The 22,670-nt window shown below is 71.5% G+C and carries 22 protein-coding genes and 1 riboswitch; of the genes, 16 read left to right on the top strand and 6 right to left on the bottom strand.

Annotation, left to right across the window (positions count from 1 at the left end; genetic code table 11):
- Window positions 1-2 precede the first annotated feature (2 nt).
- Together OG272_RS03175 and OG272_RS03170 are read right to left on the bottom strand one after the other, a co-directional pair.
- On the bottom strand, window positions 3-479 hold the full coding sequence (locus OG272_RS03175) for an energy-coupling factor ABC transporter substrate-binding protein (RefSeq protein ID WP_326585102.1): 477 nt from the start codon (window positions 477-479) through the stop codon (window positions 3-5).
- Window positions 476-1,186: an energy-coupling factor ABC transporter permease gene (locus tag OG272_RS03170; protein ID WP_405892449.1), complete on the bottom strand. Its 711-nt coding sequence runs from the start codon at window positions 1,184-1,186 to the stop codon at window positions 476-478. Before OG272_RS03170 ends, OG272_RS03175 begins: the two co-directional genes overlap by 4 nt.
- A gap of 29 nt (window positions 1,187-1,215) precedes the next feature.
- A riboswitch (cobalamin riboswitch) is annotated at window positions 1,216-1,422 on the bottom strand.
- Window positions 1,423-1,616: 194 nt separating this feature from the next.
- Here OG272_RS03170 and OG272_RS03165 point away from each other — a divergent pair.
- From OG272_RS03165 to OG272_RS03155, 3 genes are all read left to right on the top strand, one after another.
- Window positions 1,617-2,357 carry a DUF1775 domain-containing protein gene (locus OG272_RS03165; protein ID WP_326585104.1) on the top strand — a complete coding sequence of 247 codons (741 nt, stop codon included), beginning with the start codon at window positions 1,617-1,619 and terminating at the stop codon, window positions 2,355-2,357.
- 171 nt (window positions 2,358-2,528) lie between these two features.
- Window positions 2,529-3,653, top strand: a complete 1,125-nt coding sequence (locus OG272_RS03160) for a HoxN/HupN/NixA family nickel/cobalt transporter (protein ID WP_405892447.1) — start codon at window positions 2,529-2,531, stop codon at window positions 3,651-3,653.
- Window positions 3,654-3,762: 109 nt separating this feature from the next.
- Window positions 3,763-4,881, top strand: a complete 1,119-nt coding sequence (locus OG272_RS03155; RefSeq protein WP_326585105.1) for a substrate-binding domain-containing protein — start codon at window positions 3,763-3,765, stop codon at window positions 4,879-4,881.
- Here OG272_RS03155 and OG272_RS03150 read toward each other — a convergent pair.
- A complete protein-coding gene (locus tag OG272_RS03150) occupies window positions 4,838-5,332 on the bottom strand; it encodes a MarR family transcriptional regulator (protein ID WP_327731589.1) in 495 nt (164 codons plus the stop codon). The two genes, OG272_RS03155 and OG272_RS03150, sit on opposite strands and share 44 nt — an antisense overlap.
- Before the next feature lie 260 nt (window positions 5,333-5,592).
- Between OG272_RS03150 and urtA the strand changes: the two genes are divergently transcribed.
- The 5 genes from urtA (at window position 5,593) to urtE (ending at window position 10,584) form a co-directional block, all read left to right on the top strand.
- Window positions 5,593-6,846 (top strand): urea ABC transporter substrate-binding protein, encoded by a 1,254-nt coding sequence (urtA, locus tag OG272_RS03145; protein ID WP_405892445.1) that lies wholly within the window; start codon window positions 5,593-5,595, stop codon window positions 6,844-6,846.
- Between the two features lie 210 nt (window positions 6,847-7,056).
- Complete coding sequence (gene urtB, locus OG272_RS03140) at window positions 7,057-7,941, top strand: urea ABC transporter permease subunit UrtB (protein ID WP_326585108.1); 885 nt, start codon at window positions 7,057-7,059, stop codon at window positions 7,939-7,941.
- Window positions 7,938-9,098: an urea ABC transporter permease subunit UrtC gene (gene urtC, locus OG272_RS03135; protein ID WP_326585109.1), complete on the top strand. Its 1,161-nt coding sequence runs from the start codon at window positions 7,938-7,940 to the stop codon at window positions 9,096-9,098. Before urtB ends, urtC begins: the two co-directional genes overlap by 4 nt.
- Complete coding sequence (gene urtD / locus OG272_RS03130) at window positions 9,095-9,886, top strand: urea ABC transporter ATP-binding protein UrtD (protein WP_328507963.1); 792 nt, start codon at window positions 9,095-9,097, stop codon at window positions 9,884-9,886. The genes urtC and urtD overlap by 4 nt, the downstream gene beginning before the upstream one ends.
- 5 nt (window positions 9,887-9,891) lie before the next feature.
- Entirely contained in the window at window positions 9,892-10,584 is a 693-nt protein-coding gene (gene urtE / locus OG272_RS03125) for an urea ABC transporter ATP-binding subunit UrtE (RefSeq protein ID WP_326585962.1), read from the top strand.
- A gap of 54 nt (window positions 10,585-10,638) precedes the next feature.
- Here the strand turns inward: urtE and OG272_RS03120 are convergent, their stop codons facing one another.
- Entirely contained in the window at window positions 10,639-11,997 is a 1,359-nt protein-coding gene (locus OG272_RS03120) for an MFS transporter (protein ID WP_405892443.1), read from the bottom strand.
- Window positions 11,998-12,207: 210 nt separating this feature from the next.
- Here OG272_RS03120 and OG272_RS03115 point away from each other — a divergent pair, with 210 nt between their 5' ends.
- From OG272_RS03115 to OG272_RS03105, 3 genes are read left to right on the top strand one after another with little or no spacing between them, the layout of a single operon-like run.
- Window positions 12,208-12,567 (top strand): metalloregulator ArsR/SmtB family transcription factor, encoded by a 360-nt coding sequence (locus OG272_RS03115; protein WP_326585112.1) that lies wholly within the window; start codon window positions 12,208-12,210, stop codon window positions 12,565-12,567.
- Window positions 12,568-12,576: 9 nt separating this feature from the next.
- Window positions 12,577-12,765, top strand: coding sequence for a hypothetical protein (locus OG272_RS03110; RefSeq protein ID WP_326585113.1), 189 nt, complete (start codon window positions 12,577-12,579; stop codon window positions 12,763-12,765).
- A gap of 26 nt (window positions 12,766-12,791) precedes the next feature.
- Entirely contained in the window at window positions 12,792-13,697 is a 906-nt protein-coding gene (locus tag OG272_RS03105; RefSeq protein ID WP_405892441.1) for an endonuclease/exonuclease/phosphatase family protein, read from the top strand.
- On the opposite strand, the gene OG272_RS03100 is transcribed toward OG272_RS03105, so the two are convergent.
- Both OG272_RS03100 and OG272_RS03095 read right to left on the bottom strand, forming a co-directional pair.
- Window positions 13,684-15,789, bottom strand: coding sequence for a family 43 glycosylhydrolase (locus OG272_RS03100; RefSeq protein WP_405892439.1), 2,106 nt, complete (start codon window positions 15,787-15,789; stop codon window positions 13,684-13,686). The genes OG272_RS03105 and OG272_RS03100 overlap by 14 nt on opposite strands.
- Before the next feature lie 165 nt (window positions 15,790-15,954).
- Entirely contained in the window at window positions 15,955-16,869 is a 915-nt protein-coding gene (locus OG272_RS03095; protein ID WP_405892437.1) for a (2Fe-2S)-binding protein, read from the bottom strand.
- Between the two features lie 246 nt (window positions 16,870-17,115).
- Between OG272_RS03095 and OG272_RS03090 the strand changes: the two genes are divergently transcribed.
- The 5 genes from OG272_RS03090 to OG272_RS03070 all read left to right on the top strand — a co-directional run bounded on the left by OG272_RS03090 (window position 17,116) and on the right by OG272_RS03070 (window position 22,665).
- The gene (locus OG272_RS03090; RefSeq protein ID WP_405895977.1) at window positions 17,116-18,108 is read left to right on the top strand and encodes a FecCD family ABC transporter permease; all 993 of its coding nucleotides are present in this window, start codon (window positions 17,116-17,118) and stop codon (window positions 18,106-18,108) included.
- Window positions 18,105-19,154 carry an iron chelate uptake ABC transporter family permease subunit gene (locus OG272_RS03085; RefSeq protein WP_326585118.1) on the top strand — a complete coding sequence of 350 codons (1,050 nt, stop codon included), beginning with the start codon at window positions 18,105-18,107 and terminating at the stop codon, window positions 19,152-19,154. Before OG272_RS03090 ends, OG272_RS03085 begins: the two co-directional genes overlap by 4 nt.
- Before the next feature lie 333 nt (window positions 19,155-19,487).
- Window positions 19,488-20,309, top strand: a complete 822-nt coding sequence (locus tag OG272_RS03080; RefSeq protein ID WP_327731602.1) for an ABC transporter ATP-binding protein — start codon at window positions 19,488-19,490, stop codon at window positions 20,307-20,309.
- 54 nt (window positions 20,310-20,363) lie between these two features.
- Window positions 20,364-21,377: an ABC transporter substrate-binding protein gene (locus tag OG272_RS03075; RefSeq protein ID WP_405892434.1), complete on the top strand. Its 1,014-nt coding sequence runs from the start codon at window positions 20,364-20,366 to the stop codon at window positions 21,375-21,377.
- 88 nt (window positions 21,378-21,465) lie between these two features.
- Window positions 21,466-22,665 (top strand): ATP-grasp domain-containing protein, encoded by a 1,200-nt coding sequence (locus tag OG272_RS03070; RefSeq protein ID WP_326585963.1) that lies wholly within the window; start codon window positions 21,466-21,468, stop codon window positions 22,663-22,665.
- Window positions 22,666-22,670 lie beyond the last annotated feature (5 nt).

Genomic DNA, 22,670 nt, shown 5'->3' with positions numbered 1-22,670 from the left:
GATCAGACCCTCCCGGCGGGGGACTCCCCGGTACCACCGGACGAGCCTTCGTCACCGGCCGCGGCCTTGGGGGCCGTCGCGGCTGCCGTGGTGGCCGCGACCGTCGCGCTCACCGGGGCCGCCGAAGCCGCAGGGGCCGCCGTGTCGGTGTCCCCGGCCGCGTCCAGGTGCGCGCGGGCCCGTGCCTCGCCCTGGCGCCGGCCGCGGCGGATACCGAAGTAGTAGGCGAGGACGCCCGCGCCGAGGGCGGCCTGGAGGGAGAACAGCGCCGACTCGATCTCACCGGAGGGCGGCTCGTACAGGGGCGAGAACCACGGCTCGTAGTCCGGCTCGATCTCCGTGATCGCCGTCTCCGCCTCGCCGTCGGACCCCGTGAAGGGCTCCTCCTTGTGGTCGCCGAGGCCGAGGGCCAGCGGCAGGACGGCGAGCGCGGCCACGACGACCAGCAGCAGAAGGTTGATCTTCGTGTTCCGGTTCATCGGGCCACCGTCTCCGTCTCGGTCTCGGTCCGGTTCCGCTTTCCGCCGGTCAGGAGCACGCCGAGCCGGGTCAGTTCGCCCTTGCTCGACTGCACCAGCAGACGCATCACCAGCACGGTGAGGAGACCCTCGCTGACCGCGAGCGGGAGCTGGGTGACGGCGAAGATCGAGCCGAACTTGCCGAGCGCGCCCAGGAAGCCGCTGCTCGGGTCGGGGAACGCGAGCGCCAGCTGCACGCTGGTGACGCAGTAGGTGACCAGGTCGGCGACGAACGCGCCGAAGAACACCGTGACCATCAGCGGCACGTCGAAGCGCCGCAGCAGCCGGTAGACGGCGTAACCCGCCCAGGGGCCGGCGATCGCCATCGAGAAGACGTTGGCGCCGAGCGTGGTCAGACCGCCGTGCGCGAGCAGCAGCGCCTGGAAGAGCAGGGTGATGGTGCCCAGTACCGCCATGATCGGCGGACGGAACAGGATGGCGCCCAGTCCGGTGCCCGTGGGGTGGGAACAACTCCCGGTGACCGACGGCAGCTTCAGCGCGGACAGGACGAAGGTGAAGGCCCCCGAGGCACCGAGCAGCAGCGTGCTCTCGGGATGCTCCCTGACCTCACGGGTGAGTGAACGTACTCCGTGGACGACGAACGGCGCGGACGCTACGCCCCAGGCGATCGCGTGCGCCGGAGGAAGGAAACCCTCGGCTATGTGCATGGCTCAGCAGACCCTCTCCAGCACCTCGTGGATGGTTGACGCGCCTTGGCCGGTCTCCTGGCTTACGGGTACCACCGCCCGTGCTCCGCCTTCCCGGGTCACAAGGACCCAGTGGCTGCCCGCGAGGGCCGGAGCCGGACTTCCCGATCACAGTGGCGAGGGCCGCACCGGCATGACACCGGATTTCCCGTTCACCAAGGCGTGGTGACAGTAGTGCCCACATAAGGACGCTGACAAGCGGAGCCGAGGGGCGCGCGGGCGCCGTGCAACAGCTCACACCCCGGCGCACGCCTCGCGGACCTCACACCCCACACGAGCGCGCACGACGACGGCAGGTGGCCGGAACCGCTCGCACACCTGGTCGCCCTTGGCCACGGGTCCCGCCCTGCGCTTGAATTCATCCTTCACGCCGCCGGCACAGGGAGTCGCAGTGCACCGCCCGACCTTGATACACCGTTCGCGCCGTCTCGGCGTTCTCACCGCAGCCGCGTTCGCGCTCGCCGTCGCAGGCGCGGGTCCGGCCGCGGCCCATACGGAGGTCGAGGCGGAGGGTGCGCGTGCCCTGGACCAGAACGTCGAACTGACCTTCTTGGCGGAGTCGGAGTCCTCCGCCGCCGGCATCACCAAGCTGGAGGTGATCCTGCCCGAGGGCCTCGTCCCCGCCGACATCACCTACAAGGAGGGTCCCGACGGCTGGAAGTTCACCCCCACCGGCCGGGGCTACACCGTCTCGGGTGCGAAGCTCGCGGTGGGGGAGGACGCCGAATACGTCGTCACCGTACGGCAGTTGCCCGACGCCAAGTCGCTGGTCTTCAAGACCCTGCAGTCGTACAGCGACGGCAAGGTGGACCGCTGGATCGAACTGGAGGAATCCGAGGGGGACGGCCACGGCCACGGTCACCCGGCGCCCCGCCTGGACCTGAAGGCCGCGGCGCCCGGTGCCGAACTCGTCAGCCCCACCCCCTCGGCCGAACCCACGACGGCCTCCCCCTCGCCCTCGCCCGAAACGAGCGCCGAGACCTCCACGCCGTCGGCCGAGCCCGCGGCAGACGGCACCGACGGGGACGACGGCCTTCCCGTCGCCGCCCTCCTCGGCATCGGCGCGGCCGTCCTCCTCGCGCTCGGCGGTGGGGTGTGGTGGTTCCGGTCCCGCCGGGGCGGCGCCGCCTGACAGGTCCGCCCGCGCGGGGCTCGTGCGACCGCACCGTCCTCCGGGAGACCCTGGCCTGACCGAAATGTGGCACGGGCTTTACTGCGACCTGCTTGCAGCTGCCAGCCCGCCGCACCAGGCTGATGGGGTTCGACGACACGGACGCGGCACGACGAGTAAGGCGCATGCCCCATGGCTCCTGTTACCGACACCGCCCCCTCGGCCACCGCCGGGACGGGCGGTTTCCCCTGGCGTCGGATCCGCGCCTCGATGACACCCGGGGAGCGGGCGAGCCTGGGCGGGATGGCCGGGCTCATCCTGGCGCTGCATCTCATCGGCTGGTTCACGCTGGTGGTGATCGTCGCCCCCGAGCACTACGGCGTCGGCAGCAGGACCTTCGGAATCGGCATGGGCGTCACCGCCTACACCCTGGGCATGCGGCACGCCTTCGACGCCGACCACATCGCCGCCATCGACAACACCACCCGCAAACTGATGGGCGAGGGACAGCGCCCGCTGTCGGTCGGCTTCTGGTTCTCCCTCGGACACTCGTCGATCGTCCTCGCCCTCACCTTCCTGCTCACCCTCGGCGTCAAGACGCTCGCCGGACCGGTCCGGAACGACGACTCCGCACTGCACGACATCACCGGCTGGATCGGCACCACCGTCTCGGGGACGTTCCTGTACGTCATCGCGATCATCAATCTGGTGATCATGGTGGGCATCTGGAAGGTGTTCCGCGAGATGCGCTCGGGCGCCTTCGACGAGGCCGCCCTGGAAGAGCGGCTGAACAGCCGGGGCTTCATGAACCGGCTCCTCGGACGGCTGATGAAGTCGATCACCAAGCCGTGGCAGATGCTCCCGCTGGGCCTGCTCTTCGGACTCGGCTTCGACACGGCGACCGAGGTCGCGCTCCTCGTCCTGGCCGGTTCGGGCGCGGCCTCCGGGCTGCCCTGGTACGCGATCCTGTGCCTGCCGATCCTGTTCGCGGCCGGTATGTCCCTCCTGGACACGATCGACGGCTCGTTCATGAACTTCGCCTACGGCTGGGCCTTCTCCCAGCCGGTCCGCAAGGTCTACTACAACCTGATCATCACCGGCCTCTCGGTGGCCGTCGCCCTCGTCATCGGCACGGTCGAACTGCTCGGCCTCGTCGCCGAGAAGGCGCGTCTGCACGGCACGTTCTGGGACCGGGTCTCCGGCCTCGACCTCAACACCGTCGGCTATGTCGTCGTCGGCCTGTTCTTCGTCACCTGGGCGGTCGCCCTGCTGGTGTGGAGGTTCGGGCGGATCGAGGAGAAGTGGACGACGGGCTGAACACCCACCCGCGCCCCAACCGCGCCCCGCCCATGGCCTCGGCATACGAATCGGTCTCGATCCGTGGCACGACCTGGGGCGCCGATGACGATCACGCCATCATGAGGCCATGAACCGGCCACCGCACCGCCTCCACACCCCCGACTGGTGCACGGCCGACAGTTCGACCCTGAACGTCGCGCTGGTCTATCCCATGCAGGGGCCCGCCGGGATCTTCGGCCCCACCTGCGGGGCGTGCGCGCGGCTGGCCGCCGAGGAGGTCAACAAGGCCGGGGGAGTGCTGGGCAGGGAGCTGCGGCTGATCGAGGTCGACGGCGGGGCCGAGCCGTGGCGGGTCGCCGAGGACGTCGAAGCCCTGGTCGCCTCGGGCGCGGTCCAGGGCGTCACCGGCTGGCACATCTCCTCCGTCCGGCAGGCGCTGGCCCCACGGATCGCGCACCGGGTGCCGTACGTGTACACGGCCCTGTACGAGGGCGGGGAGCGCACCGAGGGCGTCTTCATGACGAGCGAGACCCCGTCCCGGCAGCTGCTGCCCGCCATGCGGCTGCTCGCCGAGTCCCGGGGCGTGCGCCGCTGGTTCGTCGTCGGCAACAACTACGTGTGGCCCCGGCACACCGCCCGGTCGGCCCGGGGCTACGCCCGCGAATGCCGGGGCCGGGTCTGCGGCGAGGCCTATCTGCCGCTCGGCACCGAGGACTTCGAGGACGTCCTGCGACGCATCGAGCGCGCCGACGCCGACGGGGTCCTGATGCTCCTGGTCGGCAGCGACGCGGTCCGCTTCAACCGGGCTTTCGCCGCCTCCGGCCTCGACCAGCGGTGTCTTCGGCTGAGCACGCTGATGGACGAGAACATGCTGATGGGAAGCGGCCCCGAGGCCACCCGCGACCTCTACAGCACCGCCGGGTTCTTCGCCTCGCTCGCCGACCGGAACACCCTGGACTTCCACGGCCAGTACGCCGGACGCTTCGGCCTGGAGGCGCCGACCCCGGGCAGCCTCGGCGAGTCCTGCTACGAGGGTGTCCTGCTGCTCGCCGCGCTCGTCGAGCGGGCGCGCGCCCTGGACGTGACCGCGATCGGGGCGGCCGCCGACACCGTCTCGTACGAGGGGCCGCGCGGCCTGCTGAGCCTGGACGGACGGCATGTGCGCCAGCGCATCTACCTCGCGCAGGCGGACGGCTACGACTTCAACGTCCTCGCCCAGTTGCGCGCTCCGTACGACCCGCGCTGACCCTGCCCTGACCGTCGGCGCTCCCGCCGCCCTCCAGGGTCCGGGCCAGCCGGTCCAGCAGGAGTCCCAGCCGTCTACCATCCTCGTCGGTGAGCGGCGCCTCCAACTCGGCCCAGTCGGCGCGCACTTCACGGGCGAGCAGCTGCCATCGCCCCATACCGCGCGGCGTGAGGTGGGCGAGGACGCGGCGCCGGTCGGCGGGGTCGACGCGGCGGAAGACCAGGTTCTGGTCGACGAGTTGGTCGATCAGCTTGGTCAGGCTCGGCGCCGGCAGGAAGGCGTGTTCGGCGAGGGCCGTCATGTTGTGGCCCTCTCCGTCGGAGAGCAGGTCGAGGACCCGCCACGCCTCGACGGAGCAGTCGAACTCGTCGAGCACGGACTGGACTCGGCGCACGGACAGGCGCTCGGCACGGGTCAGCAGATGGAGCAGTTCCTGCGGCCGCCTCGCCATCGCTCTCCTCAACTCGCGTTCACACGACCCCGCGACGGGGATGCCCGGAGCCTACCTTCGACCACCGCCCACCTGACTGCGGAAACCAGGAAACATATCCTTTCCGAGGGAAGTAATAAAGCTTTCTCGGCCTCGGAAAATACTTCCCCTGGAAACTGTTCTTCAATTGCCTTGAAACGCGAGGGAAACAGTTCCCTCGCAGGCTGTGGTCGCACTTCCACTCCTCTTCGCAACGCCCCTCGCGGGCAAGGAGGTATTGCATGTCCGGCCTCAGTATGAGCAGACGCGGTCTCCTCACGGGCGCGTCGGCGCTCGGCGCGACCGCCGCCCTCAGCTCGTGCGGCGCCAAGACCGGCGGCGACACGTCGTCGGCCGCCGGAGCACAGGCGGACACCTCCGGCGACACCGTCAAGGTGGGTCTGCTGAACTCGCTCTCGGGCACCATGGCCATCAGCGAGGTCACCGTCCACAACGCGCTGCTGCTCGCGGTGAAGGAGATCAACGCCGCCGGCGGTGTCCTGGGCAAGAAGCTGAAGCCCATCAGCCAGGACGGCGCCTCCGACTGGCCGACCTTCGCCGAGAAGGCGGAGGCCCTGATCACCGACGACAAGGTGGTCGCCACCTTCGGCTGCTGGACCTCCGCCAGCCGCAAGGCCGTCAAGCCGGTCTTCGAGCGCTACAAGTCGCTCCTGTTCTATCCCGTGCAGTACGAGGGCCTGGAGCAGTCCCCGTACATCTTCTACATCGGCGCCACCACCAACCAGCAGATCGTCCCGGCCCTCGACTACCTCAAGAAGCAGGGCCTGACGCGGCTGTACCTGGTGGGCAGCGACTACGTCTTCCCGCGCACCGCCAACAAGATCATCAAAGCGTACGCGGAGGCCCAGGGCATGAAGGTGGTCGGGGAGGACTACGCGCCGCTCGGCTCCACCGAGTTCAGCACGATCGTCAACAAGGTCAAGGACGCCGGCGCGGACGCGGTGTTCAACACGCTCAACGGCGACAGCAACGTGGCGTTCTTCAAGGAGTACAAGTCCGCCGGGCTGACCGCGAAGAGCCTGCCGGTGCTGTCGGTGTCGATCGCCGAGGAGGAGGTCAAGAGCATCGGCACGCCGTACCTGGAGGGCCAGTTGACCGCCTGGAACTACTACGAGACCACGCCGGGCGCCGCCAACACCGAGTTCGTGGAGGCCTACCAGGCCGCGTACGGCAAGGACAAGCCGACGAGCGACCCGATGGAGGCCGCGTACATCTCCGTGTACCTCTGGAAGGAGATGGTCGAGAAGGCCGGTTCCTTCGACGTGGCGAAGGTGAAGAAGGCTTCCGCGGGCATCGAACTCGACGCACCCGAGGGCAAGGTCACCGTCGACGGGGCGACGCAGCACGTCTACAAGACGGCCCGCATCGGCAAGATCGGCTCGGACGGCCTGATCGAGGAGGTCTGGAATTCCGGCAAGCCGATCAAGCCGGACCCGTATTTGAAGGGGTACGACTGGGCGGCCGGTCTCTCGTGAGTCCGCGGGCCCGGTGGGGCTTCTCGCGCAGTTCCCCGCGCCCCTGAAAAGCAGGGGCTGCGCCCCGTGCTTTTCGGCCCGCAGGCCCGCCGTCTTCCAGGCCCGCAGGGCCTGGTCTTTCAGGGGCGCGGGGAACTGCGCGACCAGCCCCCACCGGACCCGCACCCGCCGACGCACCCCCGCCCCCCACCCCCGCCCCGGAGCCGCTCAATGACGGTCGTCCTCAATCAATCCTTCACCGGCATCAGCATCGGAGCCGTCCTCCTGCTCATCGCGCTCGGCCTGACCCTCACCTTCGGGCAGATGGGCGTGATCAACATGGCGCACGGCGAGTTCATCATGGCCGGCGCCTACACCACGTACGTGCTGCAGAAGTCCATCAGCGGCGCCGGCGTCTCCCTGCTCCTCGCCCTGCCGCTGGCCTTCCTCGTCGCCGGAGCCATGGGCGCGCTGCTCGAATGGCTGCTCATCCGGCGCCTGTACACCAGACCCCTGGACACCCTGCTGGTCACCTGGGGTGTCTCCCTGATGCTCCAGCAGCTGGCCCGTGACGTCTTCGGCGCCCCGAACGTCCAGACCCGCGCCCCGGACCTGCTCACCGGCAACATCTCGGTCGGCGGCGTCACCTTCGCCACCAACCGGCTGTTCATTCTCGGCCTCGCCCTGCTCTGCGTCCTCGGCCTCACCCTGATCCTGCGGCTCACCCCGCTGGGCCGCCGTATCCGGGCCGTCGTGCAGAACCGGGACCTCGCCGAGGTGTCCGGCATCGCGACCGAGCGGGTGGACCGTACGACGTTCTTCATCGGCTCGGGCCTCGCGGGCGTGGCCGGAGTCGCGCTCACCCTGGTCGGCCCGATCGGCCCGACGATGGGCACCAACTACATCGTCGACGCCTTCCTGGTCGTGGTCGTCGGCGGCGTCGCCCAGCTCAAGGGCGCCGTCATCACCGCCTTCGCCCTCGGCGTCCTGCAGTCCGTACTGGAGTACTCCACGACGGTCAGCGTCGCCAAGGTCGTCGTGCTCGTGGCGATCGTCGCGTTCCTGCAGTGGCGACCCCAGGGCCTGTACACCCTGCGCACCCGGAGCCTGGCATGACGACGACAACGTCCCCGCCCGAGAAGACGGCCCCCCTGGCAGAGCCCTCGGTCTCTCTCCTGGACCGCTTCCGCGTGCCCGGCGCCTTCCTGCTCGGCGCCGTCCTGCTGTTCGGCGTCGCCCCGCTCGCCCTCTCCGACTTCCGGCTCAACCTCCTCGCCAAGTACCTGTGTTACGCGATCGTGGCGGTCGGCGTGAGCCTCGCCTGGGGCCGCGGCGGACTCCTCGTCCTCGGCCAGGGCGTCTTCTTCGGCCTCGGCGGCTACGCCATGGCCATGCACCTCAAGCTCGCCGACGCCGCCGACACCGGCCAGACCCTGCCCGACTTCATGCAGCTGTACGGCACCGGCGACACCCTGCCCTGGTGGTGGCAGCCGTTCGCCAACCCGCTCTTCGCCCTCGCCATGACCGTCCTGCTGCCGATGGCGGTCGCCGCGCTGCTCGGCTTCTTCGTCTTCCGACGCCGGGTGAAGGGCGCGTACTTCGCGATCCTCAGCCAAGCGCTGGCCGCCGCCCTCGCCATCTGGCTCGTCGGCCAGCAGGCCACCACCGGAGGCACCAACGGCCTCACCGACATGCAGGGCTTCTTCGGCTACGACCTCAACGACCCGGTCAACCAGCGGATGGTGTACTTCGTCATCGCCGCGGTGCTCCTGCTGCTGATGGCCGCCGCCCGGCAGCTGTTCGTCAGCCGCTACGGCGAACTCCTCGTCGCCGTACGGGACTCCGAGGAGCGGGTCCGCTTCCTCGGCTACGACCCCGCCAACGTCAAGCTCGTCGCGTACGTCGTGGCGGCCGGCATGGCGGGCCTCGCGGGTGCCCTCTTCGTCCCGGCGGTCGGCATCATCTCCCCGGCACTGATCGGCATCGTCCCGTCGATCGGCTTCGTCATCGGCGCCGCGGTGGGCGGCCGGGCCTCGCTGGTGGGTGCCGTACTCGGCGCGATCGCGGTCGCCTGGGCGCAGAGCACGCTCTCCGACGCCTTCCCCGCCGCGTGGACCTACCTCCAGGGCCTGCTGTTCGTCCTCGCGGTCGGCTTCCTGCCCGGCGGCCTGGCGTCCCTGGCGAGCGTGGTGCGCAGGCGCCGTACCCCCACGACCACGACGACCACGGACGTGAACCCGACCACCCCGGCCCCGACAGGAGGAACGGCATGAGCGGCGAGGGACTGACGGTCCGCGACCTGCGGGTGACGTTCGACGGCTTCAAGGCCGTCGACGGCGTGGACCTCGACATCCGCCCCGGCGACCTGCGCTTCCTCATCGGCCCCAACGGCGCGGGCAAGACCACCCTCGTCGACGCCGTCACCGGACTGGTGAAGTCCACCGGATCGGTGCGCTTCGGCGGCGAGGAGCTCATCGGCAAGCCGGTGCACCGGATCGCGCGCCGGGGCATCGGCCGGACGTTCCAGACGGCCACGGTCTTCGAGGAGCTGACCGTCCTGCAGAACCTCGACATCGCGGCGGGCGCCGGACGCGGCCCGCTGACGATGCTCCGGCGCCGCACGTCCGTGCCGGAGGCGGTGACCAAGGCGCTGGAGACGACCGGTCTGACGGAGCTGCGCGACCGCCCGGCGGGTGTCCTGGCGCACGGCCAGAAGCAGTGGCTGGAGATCGGCATGCTGCTCGTCCAGGACGTGAAACTGCTGCTGCTCGACGAGCCGGTCGCCGGTATGAGCCACGACGAACGCGAGGCCACCGGCGAGCTGTTGCAGCGGGTCGGCGAGGACCATACGGTCGTCGTCATCGAGCACGACATGGACTTCATGCGCTCCTTCGCCCGCAGCGTCACCGTCCTGCACGCCGGCAGGGTCCTCAGCGAGGGCTCCGTCACCGAGGTCCAGGCCGACGCCAAGGTCCAGGAGGTCTACCTCGGCCGCGCGTCCGAGCCCGAACCCGCCGCCGGACCGGCCGCCGCTCCCGTACCCGTCGCCGAGGAGGCGTGACCCCCATGCTGGAGATCAACTCCGTCCAGGCCGGCTACGACCGTACGACCGTGCTGCACGGTGTGACCGTCTCCGTCCCGGGGGACGGCGTCGCGACCGTCCTCGGCCACAACGGCGCCGGCAAGAGCACCCTCCTGCGCGCCGCCATGGGTCTCATCAAGCCGAAGGGCGGGACCGTCCTGCTGGACGGTGAGGACATCACCCACCTCGCCCCGCACCAGCGGGTGGCCAGGGGCATGGCGTACGTCCCCCAGGGCCAGCAGTCCTTCCCGCACCTCACCACCGCCGAGAACCTGCAGCTGGTCGCCGACGGCCGCCCGGACGGCAAGGTGGCCGTCGCCGAGGCCCTGGACCTGTTCCCCGTCCTGCGGGAGCTGTCCGGCCGTCGGGCAGGTCTGCTCTCCGGCGGCCAGCGCCAGCAGCTCGCCCTGGCCCGCGCCCTGATCACCCGCCCCAGGCTTCTCCTCCTCGACGAGCCGACCGAGGGCATCCAGCCCTCCGTCGTCGCCGAGATCGAGGAGACGATCCTCGCCCTGACCGGCCGTGGCGGCCTCTCCGTCCTCCTCGTCGAACAGCATGTCGGCTTCGCCATGCGGGCGGCCGAGCGGTACTACGTGCTGGAGGCGGGCCGGGTCACCTCCTCGGGAGCGGGCGGAACCGGGGCCGAGCAGACGGTCCGGGCGGCGCTCAGTGTCTGACGGCTCGTCGTCGTCCACAGGGCCCGCCGATACGGCCGGCCCTGTGGCCCCCTTCTACCTGGCGTGCAGCCCGTCCGTGAGGTGGCCGTGGCTGTGCCGCCAGCCCGTCGGCACGCGCCGGGCACCCGCCAGATGGGGGTGACCGAGAGGAAGGTCCGCGTGCACGTGGACCGCCGGAGCGGGCACCGCGTGCACGTCGTCCGTCGAGCGCGCCGGCCATAGCCGTACGGCCAGCAGCGCCGCACCCAGGGCGATCGAACCCAGGGCGAACACCGCCCAGTTGAGCCCGGCCGCCGCACCCAGCCAGCCGGCCAGGGGGTACGTCAGCAGCCAGCAGCCGTGCGAGAGGGAGAACTGCGCGGCGAACGCGGCCGTACGCTCCCCGGGCGCCACCGAGCGGCGGACGAGCCGCCCGGTCGGGGTGAGCACCGCCGAGCACGCGGCACCGAACGCGGCCCAGAGGACCAGCAGGAGTGGCAGCCGCCAACTCCCGTCCCGCGCGGCCGTGACGGCCCCGAGCCCGGCGAAGACGACGGCCAGCGACAGCGCGCCCGGCAGCATCACCGCCCGGTCCGGCACCCGGTCCAGCAGACGCGGCAGCACCAGCGCCACGGCCATCGACCCGGCCCCGTACGCCCCGAGCGCCAGCGCCACGGTGCCCGCCGACAGACCGAGCACATCGCGGACGTAGACGACGGAGTTCACCGTCACCATCGCACCTGCCGCCGCGACGGCGAGGTTCAGGGCGAGCAGGGCCCGCAGTTCGGGGGCGCGGAGGAAGAGACGGGTGCCGGCCGTGGCCTTGGTGTACGCCCTGCCACCGCACGGGACGGTGGCGGCGGCCCGCGCGGGCAGGGCGGTCGAGACCACCAGCGCGGCCGAGGCGAGGAAACCGAGGACGGTGCCGGTGAACAGCCAGTTGTAGGTGACGACCGACAACAGGGCGGCCGCCAGCGCGGGGGAGAAGAGGCTCTCCAGGTCGTACGCCAGCCGTGACATCGACAGCGCCCGCGTGTAGTCGCGTTCCTCGGGCAGCACCTCCGGGATGACGGCCTGGAACGTGGGCGTGAACGCGGCCGAGGCGGACTGGAGGAGGAAGACCAGGACGTACACCTGCCAGACCTCGCCGACGAACGGCAGGGACACGGCGATCCCGGCGCGCACCAGGTCCGCCGTCACCATGAGGGCCCGGCGCGGCAGCCGGTCGGCGATCGCGCCCACGGCGGGGGCGATCACCACGTACGCCACCATCTTGATCGCGAGGGCCGTACCGAGGACGGAACCGGCGTCGGCGCCCGCGAGGTCGTAGGCCAGCAGCCCGAGGGCGACGGTCGCGAGCCCCGTGCCCACCAGGGCGACGACCTGGGCGGCGAAGAGGCGCCGGTAGGCGCGGTGGCGCAGGACGGCGAGCATACGGGCGGCTCCCCTCGGCGTGGCGTTCGGTGTCCGCACAGCCGAGTGTAGCCATCATGTGCGCAGATGCGCACATGATGGTTTGGGGCGCCCGAAGGCAAGCGGGGGCTGTGACAAGGCGGCTCCGCCGCGCGGACGCGACGAGCCACGGCGGCGCCGCGGCCGACGGACGGCGCCCCGCGGTTCGAGCGGAGCGCCTACGCTGGGCTCATGCCTGAACGCCACGCCGTCTCACCTGCGTCCGGTGCGCATCTGCGCGCCCCCGACAGCGCGCGGCTCACCGAGGCGACCGGAGTGTTCGCGATGCTCTCCGATGCCACCCGGCTGCATCTGCTGTGGCTGCTCGTGCAGGGCGAGTCGGACGTCGGTTCACTGGCCGACCGCTGCGAGGCGTCCCGCACGGCGGTCAGCCAGCATCTGGCGAAGCTGCGGCTCGCCGGGCTCGTGGACACCCGCCGCGAAGGGCGTCACATCTACTACAGCCTCGCCGACGGGCATCTGCGGCGCCTGGTCGTGGAGGCGCTCAGCCACGCCGACCACCGGGTCAGCGGGCAGGCACCGCACGACTGAGGAAGGCCCATGACCGCTGGTCTCATCCGCTACCGCACCTCCGGCGTCGAGGGCCTGCCCCTGGCGCCGGGACCGATCGGCGACCCGGGGGAGGAGGTCGGAGTCGTGGTCGCCCATGCCGCGAGCGTCATGCCCGGCCGCGGGGCACGCGCCTTCGGCCGGTACGCGCGCGCGATCCTGGCGACGGCGGCCGCGTGAGGCCGGACCGCCCCGGGACCGGACGGGTGGCCGCCGTGGTGGCGGTGCTGACGGCCGGGCTGCTGCTCTTCCCTCGCGCGGTGCCCAACTCCGCGGGCCGCGTGGGCAGTCTGCTGGAGGCGTTCCTGCCCTGGCTCGGCCTGGTGGTCGTGGTCCTGCTCGGCCTCGGGCTGCTGCACCGCTCGGCTGTCGCGCTGGTGGCCCTCCTGCTGCCGGCGGCGGCCTGGACGTACGTCTTCGGCGGGCTGCTGTTGCCCGGGGCCGGGCCCGGCGCGCGCGACCTGGTCGTGGTGCAGCACAACGTCAGCGACGAGAACACCGACCCGGCCGGGACGGCCCGCGCCCTGACCGACGCCGAGCCCGATCTCATCGCCCTGGAGGAACTGGTGCCCACGGCGTTGCCGGTCTACGAGAGGACTCTCGCCGCGGACTACCCGTACCACGAGGTCCGCGGCACCGTCGGACTCTGGTCGAAGCATCCGCTCACCGAGGCCCGGCTGCTGGACATCAAGCCCCGGGGGATCACGGAGGAATGGAGCCGCGGGCTGCGTGCGGTGGTCCGCGCGCCGCACGGTGCGATCGCGGTGTACGTCGCCCATCTGCCCTCGGTCCGCGTCGGAGCGGGCGGACTCGCGTCCCAGTGGCGTGACGAGAGTGCCGACCTGCTGGGCAAGGCCGTCGCCGCCGAGAAGCGGAATCCGGTGATCCTGCTGGGCGACCTCAACGGCACGGTCGACGACCGTGGGCTGGCCCCCGTGACCTCACCCATGAACGTGGCGGAACGGGGCTTCGCCTTCAGCTACCCCGCCGGCTTCCCGCTGACCAGGATCGACCAGGTGATGGCGCGTTCGGCGACCGTCGCCGACATCCGCACGCTGCCCGCCACCGGCAGCGACCATCTCCCGGTGGCCGCCCGCATCACCCTCGGCTGACCACCGGCCCGATGGACTCCAGCGTCGGTACGACCTCCTCGATCGAGCCGTCCGCCGCGAACACCAGCCGGTCCAGGGTGGATTCGCGGCGCATGCCGTCGCCGCGCGGAGTGCCGGGGCCGGGAATCGCGAACCGGTGGTAGCAGATGAACCAGTCGTCGGTGCCGGGCACGTTGACCACCGTGTGGTGGCCGGTGGCCAGGATTCCGTACTCCGGCCGCTTCCGCAGGATCACCCCCTTCCCGGTCCATGGCCCGAGTGGTGAGGGTCCGGTCGCGTAGGCGACCCGGTAGTCCTCGCTGCGGGTGTCGTCCTCCGACCACATGAAGTAGTAGACGCCCCGCCGCTTGATGACGAAGGCCCCTTCGCGGAAGCCGTCCGGCGTGAACCGCCGTACCAGCGCCGGATCGAAGGACACCATGTCCTCGTTGAGCGGTACGCCGTACGCCTCGCTGTTGCCCCAGTGGAGATAGGCCGTGCCGTCGTCGTCCACGAAGACGGCCGGGTCGATCATCTGTCCCTCGTAGTCGTCGCGCCCGATGAGCGGCCGGTCCAGGGCGTCCCGGAAAGGGCCGGTCGGACTGTCGGCGACGGCCACGCCGATCTGCTGGTTCGCGCAGAAGTAGAAGTAGTACGACCCGTCGCGCTCCCCGGCGGCCGGTGCCCAGGCGTAGCGGTCCGCCCAGCTCACATCGGACTCCAGGTCGAGGACGACTCCGTGGCCCTCCCAGGTGACCAGGTCGTCGGAGGAGTACACCTCGAACCGCGTCCCGCCCCAGCCCTCGAAGCCGTCCGTCGTCGGATAGACGTAGTAACGGCCGTGGAACTCCTGGATGTTGGGGTCGGCGTGCAGGCCCGGCAACAGGGGGCTGCGCATGTGCACGGCCTCGACCGTCCAGGTGCGACCGGTCCCGTCGGGCGTGGTGACGGTGTACGACCGCGGGGTGCGCAGGTCGCGCGGGGTGCCGGAGGGCGGGTCGATCCGGGCTTCCACCGACAGGTCGAACTCCGGTGCCAGACCGTCGAGTTCGGTGCCCGGGTACACCGGCAGGACGACCTTCGAGGCGGCGTCGTCGACGATCGCGTAGGCCTTCAGACCTCCCGGGACGGTGGCGTCGACGACGGACGCCTTCGGCGCGTACGCGGCGAGGAGTCCCTCGTACTCGGCCCGCGTCACCGGCAGCACCGAACCGTGCCGGGCGCCGGGCGGCAGCGCGTAGCCCTCACAGGGCGTCCAGGTGCCGGAATCCAGGTCGCCGGTCTCGAAGGGGACATAGCCGCGCCCGCTGAACTCGTCGATGAAGAGGTACCACTTGGCGTCGTCGGTGTTCGACCGGAAGACGATCGGCCCCTCGCCCTGTTCGACGGCCCCCTGACCGATCCGGTCGGCCACGAAGGCGTACGAGGCGGCGCGCAGCCCGGCCGACTTCTCGACGGTGATGAACTTGCCGCCGGGCGTGGCGGGGGAGTTGCCGCGTTCGTCCTTGGTGAAACGGTAGTAGGCGCCGTCGTGCCGGACGACGGTCGAGTCGATGACCGAGTGGCCGGGGTCGTTCCAGAGCCGGGGCTCGCTGAAGACACGGAAGTCGCGGGTGGTCGCGTACAGCATCCTGTTGTGGGTCTCGGCGGTGTGGTCCGGGTCGTCCTCGGCGTAGAGCCTCGACGCCCAGAAGACGACGAACGCGCCGAGCTCGGGGTCGTAGCAGGCTTCGGGAGCCCAGACATTGCCGGCGGTGTCGGGGGCGACACGTACCAGGCGGCGGTCGGTCCAGTGCACCAGGTCGGTGCTCTCCCAGACCATGAGCGAGGTGCTGCCGGTGCGCTGCACCTGCTCCCAGCCGCCGTCCTGCTCGCCGTACATCCTGAGGTCGGTGGCGATCAGGTAGAACCTGTCGCCCTCCGGGGCGCGGACGACGAAGGGATCGCGCAGCCCCCGGGTCCCGAGGTCCGAAGTGAGCACCGGCGCACCGCCGTTCAGCTCGCGCCAGCGCAGCGGGTCGTCGCCCCGGCTGAGCGCGAACCTGATCTGCTCGCCGTCCGGGCTGCCCTCGCCGGTGAAATAGACGAAGACGTAACCGGCGTACTCCTGCAAGCCGACCTCCAGTGCTGTGACCTTTTGAGGTTTCCCGTTGGAAACCCGTCGAAGAGTGTTGCTATCTGGGGTGAGCGGCGTCAATCGCCCCGTGGCTCCGGCGCGGCATCGAAAGTTTCGGCGAGCATGCCTTTCGCGCAGGTCGCGGTCGCACCGGTCGCGCGGTCAGCCCTCCAGCCGGCGCAGCCGTTCCGTGTCGCAGGTGCGGGGGCAGGTGGAGCAGGCCTCGGCCGGGCGGATCGTGTAGTAGAGGCAGCAGCCCATGCGGGTGCGGGTCGGATGCTCGCGGCCGTCGCTCGTGCGGAGGGAACGGAAGTCGGCGCCGCCGGGGAAGGGCGCGTGGGCGCTGGGAAGGACCGCGGAGGCGGCCCGGACGCCGGAAGCCTCGTCGCCCCGCATCCGACCGAGGTACCAGAGGCCGGAGACCAGGTCGTCGCCGACCAGGCCCCACAGCGCGCGCGAGCCCCGGCGGGCGTACGGCCCGATCGCGTCCAGCACGGGGCCCATGTGGTCCGCGACGGCGGCCCTCAACTCGGCGCGCAGCGCCTCCTGATGGGCGACGGTCCGGGTGCCGGGCAGGGCCGTCGCCGCGTCGTCCGGCAGGCACACGAGGTCGGTGCCGGGGGTGATCTCGTACATGCCGGTCGTGAGGTCGACCCGTATGTCGGACGGTGCGACGTGGGGCACGCGCCGCTCCAGGTACCAGACACCGCTCATCAGCAGACCGACCGACCAGGCGTAGTCGTGCAGGGCGCGGGAGGCGGCGACATGCCGGGGCGCGGAGTGGTCGTGGCGGTCCTGGATGCGGGCGGCCTCCGCCTCGACGAAGGCCTCCACGCTTTCCTGACCGTCCATCAAGCCGATCGTGTGCGCGGCGGGTCGGGGTGCGCGCGTGGCGCGGGAGAGGGCCGGCCGCGTGGTGCGGGACAGCGGCTGCCGGGTGGCCGAGCGGCCGGGTTCCGTGACCCGTACGGACAGCGCCTCGCACACCGCGTCCAGGCGGCGGTAGGCGGCGGAGAGGAGTGCCGGGACAGGCGTGGCGGTGTCGGCCTGGGCGGTTTCCAGGTGGGCCACGGTCATCGGTAACTCCAGAGCGTGAAGAGGTTTGGCGAGCGGAGGAGGTAAGGCTTACCTTAGCTGCAAGATCGCGTACTGATGACCAGGCGGGGTGTGAAGCAGTCGTGTGCGTCGTTGACCAGCGAAGTTACTCGCGAGTTGATCGAGGGCGGTGTGGATCACAGTGAACCCGCAGCCGTTGAAAGCTAAAGCATGCCTAACCTAAGCTCACGTTTCGTGACTGCGACCGAACGGGCCGCGCCGACCGGCGTGCCCCCGCGTGCCCTGAGGCACCTGCCCCTGTTCCTCGGCGGAATCGGCGCGCTGGCGCTGTGCGCCGCGCTGAGCCTCGCCCTCGGAGCCCGCTCCGTGCCCCTGGCCACCGTGCTCGACGCGCTGTCAGGTCACGCGGAGGGCCGGGACGCACTGGTGGTGACGGGGCTTCGGCTGCCGCGCACGGTCATCGGTCTCGCGGTCGGCGCCGCGCTCGGCGTCGCGGGTGCCGTGGCGCAGGGGATCACCCGCAATCCGCTCGCCTCGCCAACGACCCTGGGAATCAACGCGGGTGCGGGCTTCGCGGTCGTCGTCGCCATCTTCGCCCTGAAACTCACGGACCCCGTCGAGTACGTGTGGTTCGCCTTCGCCGGGGCCGCCGGCGCCGCCGTCCTCGCCCAGGCACTGGCCCGCCGCGCCGGCGACATCGACCCCGTACGCCTCGCCCTCGGCGGCACCGTGCTCCAACTGGTGCTGCTGTCCTGGACGTCGGCGGTCATGCTGGCCAGTCAGCGCACCCTCGACGAGGCACGCTTCTGGCTGGCGGGCTCCATCGCCGGACGGCCACTCGACACGCTGTGGCCGGTGCTGCCGGCCCTCGGGCTCGGCCTGCTGCTCGCCGGAGCCGTCGCGCCCGCCCTCAACGCCCTCGCCCTGGGCGACGATTCGGCCCAGGCGCTCGGCGTGCCGGTCACCCGCATCCGGCTCGCCGGAGGCATCGCGGTCGTGCTGCTCGCCGGATCGGCGGTCGCCGTCGCCGGGCCCGTCGCCTTCATCGGACTCGCCGCACCCCACCTCGTCCGCCCGCTCCTCGGCGGCGACCACCGTCTCCTGATCCCCGGCTGCCTGATCGCCGGCCCTCTGCTCCTGCTCACCGCCGACGTCCTCGGTCGCTTGGTCATCCGGCCCGCGGAACTGGAGGTCGGCATCGTCACCGCGTTCCTCGGCGCACCCCTGCTGGCCCTGCTCGCCCGGAAGGTCGCCCGATGACGCCGACCCACCAGGCGGCCGTACGCCATGACACGCGCCGCGCACCCGGCCGCGCCCGCCTCCTCGTGTACGGCGCGACCGGCGTCCTCGCCCTCCTCGTGCTGCTCACGGTCTCCGTCTCCACGGGGGAGATGGGCATGCCCGCGTCCACCGCGCTGCGGGCGCTGGTCGGGCTCGGCGATCCGGGCGATGTGCTGGTGGTACAGGAGTTCCGGGCGCCGCGCGCCGTCGCCGCCCTCGTGGCCGGTGCCGGTCTGGGCGCGGCCGGCGGTGTCCTGCAACGGCTGTTCCGCAACCCCCTCGCGTCCCCGGACGTGATGGGCGTGACCGGCGGGGCCTCGCTCGGCGCGGTGGCGCTGTTGGCCGCCGGAGCCTCCCAACTGCTCATCCCCGTCGGCGCGTTGGCCGGTGGCACTTTGGCCGCCCTGCTGCTCGGCGTGTTCGCGTGGCGGTCCGGGCTCGCCGTCACCCGCCTCGTCCTCACCGGCCTCGCGGTCCAGGCGGGTCTGGCCGCCGCGGTCAACCTGATGATCGTGCGGTTCCCGGCCGAGCTCGCGGGCTCGGCGCTCCAGTGGACGACGGGGTCGGTGTACGGCCGCACCTGGACGGAGGTCTGGGGCGGGGCCGCCGCCGTGGCGCTCGCCCTGGCCGCGGCGCTGGTCACCAACCGCCGTCTGGCCGTGCTCGACCTGGGCGACGACTCGGCGGGCGCCCTCGGCCTCAACACCTCCGCCGCCCGTCTCCAACTCCTCCTCGTCGCCGTCACGTTGGCCTCCCTGGCGGCCGCCCTCGCAGGCCCGGTCACCTTCGTCGCCCTCGCCGTCCCCCACATCGTCCGCTCCCTCACCGGCCCGCCCACCGCCGCGACCCTCGCCCTGGCGGCCCTCACCGGAGCCGTCCTCCTCCTCGCCGCCGACCTCGTCGTCCAACACCTCCTTCCCGTCGAGGGCCTCCCGGTCGGAGCCGCCACCGCCACGCTGGGCGCCCCCTGGCTGCTGGTGCTGATGTTCCGGCAGAGCAAGCCGGTGCGGGGGAGTGGGGCATGAGCGGCCGCGGCTCCTTGCGTGTGATCGCGCGGTCCGTGGGGTTCGCCCGGGGTGCGTTGGCGGGTGCGGGTCCGGTGGGGGCCGGTCGCGCAGTTCCCCGCGCCCCTGAAAAGCAGGGGCTGCGCCCCGTGCTTTTCAGGCACGTCGGCACGTCGGCACGTCGGCCCGGGCCCGTCAGGCCTGCGGGGCCGTGGTCTGTCAGGCCCGCAGGGGCCTGGTCTTTCAGGGGCGCGGGGAACTGCGCGACAAGCCCCACCGGACCCGCACCCGAAGACCACACCCCACCGCCCCCGTCCCCTCGTACCGCCACCCACGCTCGCCCCAGGAGCCCGCATGACCCCCACCAACCAGCTCTCCACGCAGGGCCTCGACCTGCGTTACGGCGACCGGCTCGTGGTCGGCGGCCTCGACCTGACGTTGCCCGGCGGGGCCGTTACCGCCATCGTCGGGCCCAACGCCTGTGGTAAATCAACCCTGTTGAGAGGGCTGAGCCGACTGCTCGCACCCGCCGCCGGGACGGTCACGCTCGACGGCTCCGACATCCACCGTCTGTCCGCCAGGGCGCTGGCCCTCCGGATGGGGCTGTTGCCGCAGCAGCCGGTCACCCCGGAGGCGATCACCGTCGAGGCGCTCGTACGGCTCGGCCGGTACCCGCACCAGCGGCTGCTGAGCCCCTGGTCGACCGCCGACCAGCGGGCCGTGGACGACGCGCTGGAGCGGACCGGCACGGCGGTGCTGCGGGACCAGCCCGTCGACCGGCTCTCCGGCGGCCAGCGCCAACGCGCCTGGATAGCCCTGGCGTTGGCGCAGGACACCGAGCTGCTCCTGCTCGACGAACCGACCACCTTCCTCGACCTCCGGCACCAGCTCGACGTCCTCGACCTGGTCGCCGCCCTGCACGCCGAGGCCGGCCGCACCGTGGTGATGGTGCTGCACGACCTCGGACAGGCCGCCCGTTACGCCGACCACATGGTCGTGCTCAAGGACGGGCGCCTCGCCGCCGCCGGCCCACCGGCCGAGGTGCTCGACGCGGACCTGGTCAGGTCCGTGTTCGACGTGGACTGCCGGGTCATCCCCGACCCGGAGACCGGCACACCGCTGGTCGTCCCGAAGGGCAGCGCGGTACGGCACACCACCGCGCCCGCGACCGCCTGACCGCACATCCCCTGTCCAACCGACCGCTCCTCCAGCAAGGAAGACCACCCCCTCATGCCCAAGCGATCCCCCCTGCGCGGATTCGGCCGCCCCGCCGCCGCGCTGCTCACCGTCGTACTCGGTACGGGCCTCCTGGCCGCCTGCGGCGACGACTCGACGAAGGCGAGCGACACCGCGCAGGCCGGCGCCGACAGCGCCGCCTTCCCCCGCACCCTCAAGACCGTGATGGGCGACGTCAAGATCCCGTCGCAGCCGAAGAAGGTCGTCGTCCTCGACACCGGCGAACTGGACGACGTCACCCTGCTCGGGATCGACCCGGTCGGCGCCGTCGCCCCGCACTTCAAGACCGAGGGCGGCTTCCCCACGTACCTGGAGGGCGACCTCAAGAACACCACGGACGTCGGCCCGCTCCTGGAGCCGAACCTGGAGAAGATCGCCTCCCTCGCGCCCGACCTGATCCTGTCCTCCAAGGTCCGCCACGAGAAGGTCTACGACAAGCTCAGCGCCATCGCCCCGACCGTCTTCACCGAGACCACCGGCGGCGTGTGGAGGGAGAACCTGAAGGTCCACGCCGAGGCGCTGGGCCTGGAGGACGAGGCCGCGGCCAAGCTGAAGGAGTACGAGACGCGGGCCGAGGCGCTCGGCGCGGCCATCGAGAAGAAGGACGGTGCCATGCCGACCGTCTCCGTGGTCCGCTTCGTCGCCGGCCCCACCCGTCTCTACGCCTCCAACTCCTACAGCGGTGTCGTCCTGAAGGACATCGGTTTCCAGCGTCCGAAGTCGCAGATCTCCGACGACCCGGCCGTGACCATGAAGGACGTCGGCCCCGAGGAGATCGACCAGGCCGACGCCGACCTGATCTTCGTCACCACCGCCGACACCCCGGACAAGACCCAGCGCAAGCAGGTCACCTCCAACCCCGTCTGGAAGGACCTGCCCCCCGTCAAGGACGGCAAGGTCTTCGAGGTCCCGGACGAGACCTGGATGTCCGGCATCGGCGTCCAGGCGGCCGAGGAGATGCTCGCCGACGTGGCCGAGGCCACCGGCGTCGAATTGCCCAAGCGGTAACTCCCGCCGTACCCGGGGCGGGCCCCACCACGAGCCGGGCCCGCCCCGCCGAACCCCCCACCCGCTAGCGGAAGTCGTGCACCACCCCATGCGCCTGTACCTGCTCGCCCTCAACCCCACCGATTCCGTCACCGAGGGCTTCCTGCCCGCCGCCGCCCGGCTCGGCCTGGACGTCACGATCCTCACCGACCAGCCCGGCGCCCACCGCACCGCGTATCCGGAGCACCCCGGGACCGAGATCCTGGAGTGCGACGTACGGGACCACCGTGCCGTCGTCACCCGGGTCTCCACCCACCACCGGCCGGGCGCGGTCTTCACCAACAGCGACCACCTCCAGACCCAGGCCGCCCTCGCCGCCCACTACTTCGGGCTTCCCGGCAAGGACTGGCGGGCCACGCTGCGCAGCAAGGACAAGGGCGAGATGCGCCGCCATCTGGCCGCCGCCGGCGTGGACACCGTCTGGTCCGCCGAGATCACCGAGCCGGCCGACCTCACCGGACCCCTCGTCGCCGACGCCCCGTACCCCTGTGTCGTCAAGCCCCGCGAAGGCGTCGCCAGCGAGGACGTCGTGCTCGTCGACACCGCCGAGGACCTCGTGGCCCGAGGCAAGGAGATCCTGAGCCGTCGCCCGGGCGTCATCCTGGTCGTCGAGGAGTACCTGCCCGGTGAGTTGTACACCTTGGAGACCCTCGGTGACGGCCACGTCCGGCACGTGCTCGGCGGCTTCCACACCGAGTTGTCCCCGCCGCCGTACTTCATCGAGGAGCGGCTCGGCTTCGTCCCGGCCCACCCCGAGCCGGTCGTCGCGCAGATCCTCGCCCAACTCGACGCGCTGGGCGTCGGATTCGGTGCCTGCCACACCGAGTTCGTCGTGCACGACGGCCGGGCCCGCATCATCGAGGTCAACTACCGTGCCATCGGCGACCAGTGCGACCTGCTCCTCGCCCAGCTCCTCGACCTCCCGCTCTTCGAGCACATCCTCCGCACCCACCTGGGCGAGCCGCTGCCCGCCGAGCTGGACATCCGACGCGACGGCGCGGCCCGCCTGGAGTACCCGTGCGCCGACCGGGCGGGCACTCTCGTCGCCGCCCCCGCCGCGACCGAACTCGCCCTCGACGGCGTTCATCTGACGTACCGTCCGTTGCGCGAGCTCGGCGAACGCCACGACCTGTACCGGACCAACCGCGACTACCTCGGCGTCCTCCGCGCCATCGGCACCGACCGGGAGACCGTCGACCGTGTGGTGGCGGACTTCCTCGCCGCACAGCGCTGGGAGATCCAGCCGTGACCGCC

The organism is Streptomyces sp. NBC_00104, from assembly GCF_045160825.1.
Taxonomy (GTDB): Bacteria; Actinomycetota; Actinomycetes; order Streptomycetales; family Streptomycetaceae; genus Streptomyces.
The sequence above is the reverse complement of the archived record's forward strand: the minus strand, read 5'-3'. Positions and strand labels throughout refer to the sequence as shown.

What these genes read in the sequence shown, in the direction of transcription:
- OG272_RS03160 (WP_405892447.1), top strand. Translation starts at nt 2,529, where the DNA reads ATGGCTCCTGTTACCGACACCGCCCCCTCGGCCACCGCCGGGACGGGC.
- urtE (WP_326585962.1), top strand. Translation starts at nt 9,892, where the DNA reads ATGCTGGAGATCAACTCCGTCCAGGCCGGCTACGACCGTACGACCGTG.
- OG272_RS03120 (WP_405892443.1), bottom strand. Translation starts at nt 11,997, where the DNA reads ATGCTCGCCGTCCTGCGCCACCGCGCCTACCGGCGCCTCTTCGCCGCC.
- OG272_RS03075 (WP_405892434.1), top strand. Translation starts at nt 20,364, where the DNA reads ATGCCCAAGCGATCCCCCCTGCGCGGATTCGGCCGCCCCGCCGCCGCG.
- OG272_RS03095 (WP_405892437.1), bottom strand. Translation starts at nt 16,869, where the DNA reads ATGACCGTGGCCCACCTGGAAACCGCCCAGGCCGACACCGCCACGCCT.
- OG272_RS03170 (WP_405892449.1), bottom strand. Translation starts at nt 1,186, where the DNA reads ATGCACATAGCCGAGGGTTTCCTTCCTCCGGCGCACGCGATCGCCTGG.
- OG272_RS03085 (WP_326585118.1), top strand. Translation starts at nt 18,105, where the DNA reads ATGACGCCGACCCACCAGGCGGCCGTACGCCATGACACGCGCCGCGCA.
- urtD (WP_328507963.1), top strand. Translation starts at nt 9,095, where the DNA reads ATGAGCGGCGAGGGACTGACGGTCCGCGACCTGCGGGTGACGTTCGAC.
- urtB (WP_326585108.1), top strand. Translation starts at nt 7,057, where the DNA reads ATGACGGTCGTCCTCAATCAATCCTTCACCGGCATCAGCATCGGAGCC.
- OG272_RS03110 (WP_326585113.1), top strand. Translation starts at nt 12,577, where the DNA reads ATGACCGCTGGTCTCATCCGCTACCGCACCTCCGGCGTCGAGGGCCTG.
- OG272_RS03150 (WP_327731589.1), bottom strand. Translation starts at nt 5,332, where the DNA reads ATGGCGAGGCGGCCGCAGGAACTGCTCCATCTGCTGACCCGTGCCGAG.
- OG272_RS03155 (WP_326585105.1), top strand. Translation starts at nt 3,763, where the DNA reads ATGAACCGGCCACCGCACCGCCTCCACACCCCCGACTGGTGCACGGCC.
- OG272_RS03070 (WP_326585963.1), top strand. Translation starts at nt 21,466, where the DNA reads ATGCGCCTGTACCTGCTCGCCCTCAACCCCACCGATTCCGTCACCGAG.
- OG272_RS03080 (WP_327731602.1), top strand. Translation starts at nt 19,488, where the DNA reads ATGACCCCCACCAACCAGCTCTCCACGCAGGGCCTCGACCTGCGTTAC.
- urtA (WP_405892445.1), top strand. Translation starts at nt 5,593, where the DNA reads ATGTCCGGCCTCAGTATGAGCAGACGCGGTCTCCTCACGGGCGCGTCG.
- OG272_RS03175 (WP_326585102.1), bottom strand. Translation starts at nt 479, where the DNA reads ATGAACCGGAACACGAAGATCAACCTTCTGCTGCTGGTCGTCGTGGCC.
- OG272_RS03115 (WP_326585112.1), top strand. Translation starts at nt 12,208, where the DNA reads ATGCCTGAACGCCACGCCGTCTCACCTGCGTCCGGTGCGCATCTGCGC.
- urtC (WP_326585109.1), top strand. Translation starts at nt 7,938, where the DNA reads ATGACGACGACAACGTCCCCGCCCGAGAAGACGGCCCCCCTGGCAGAG.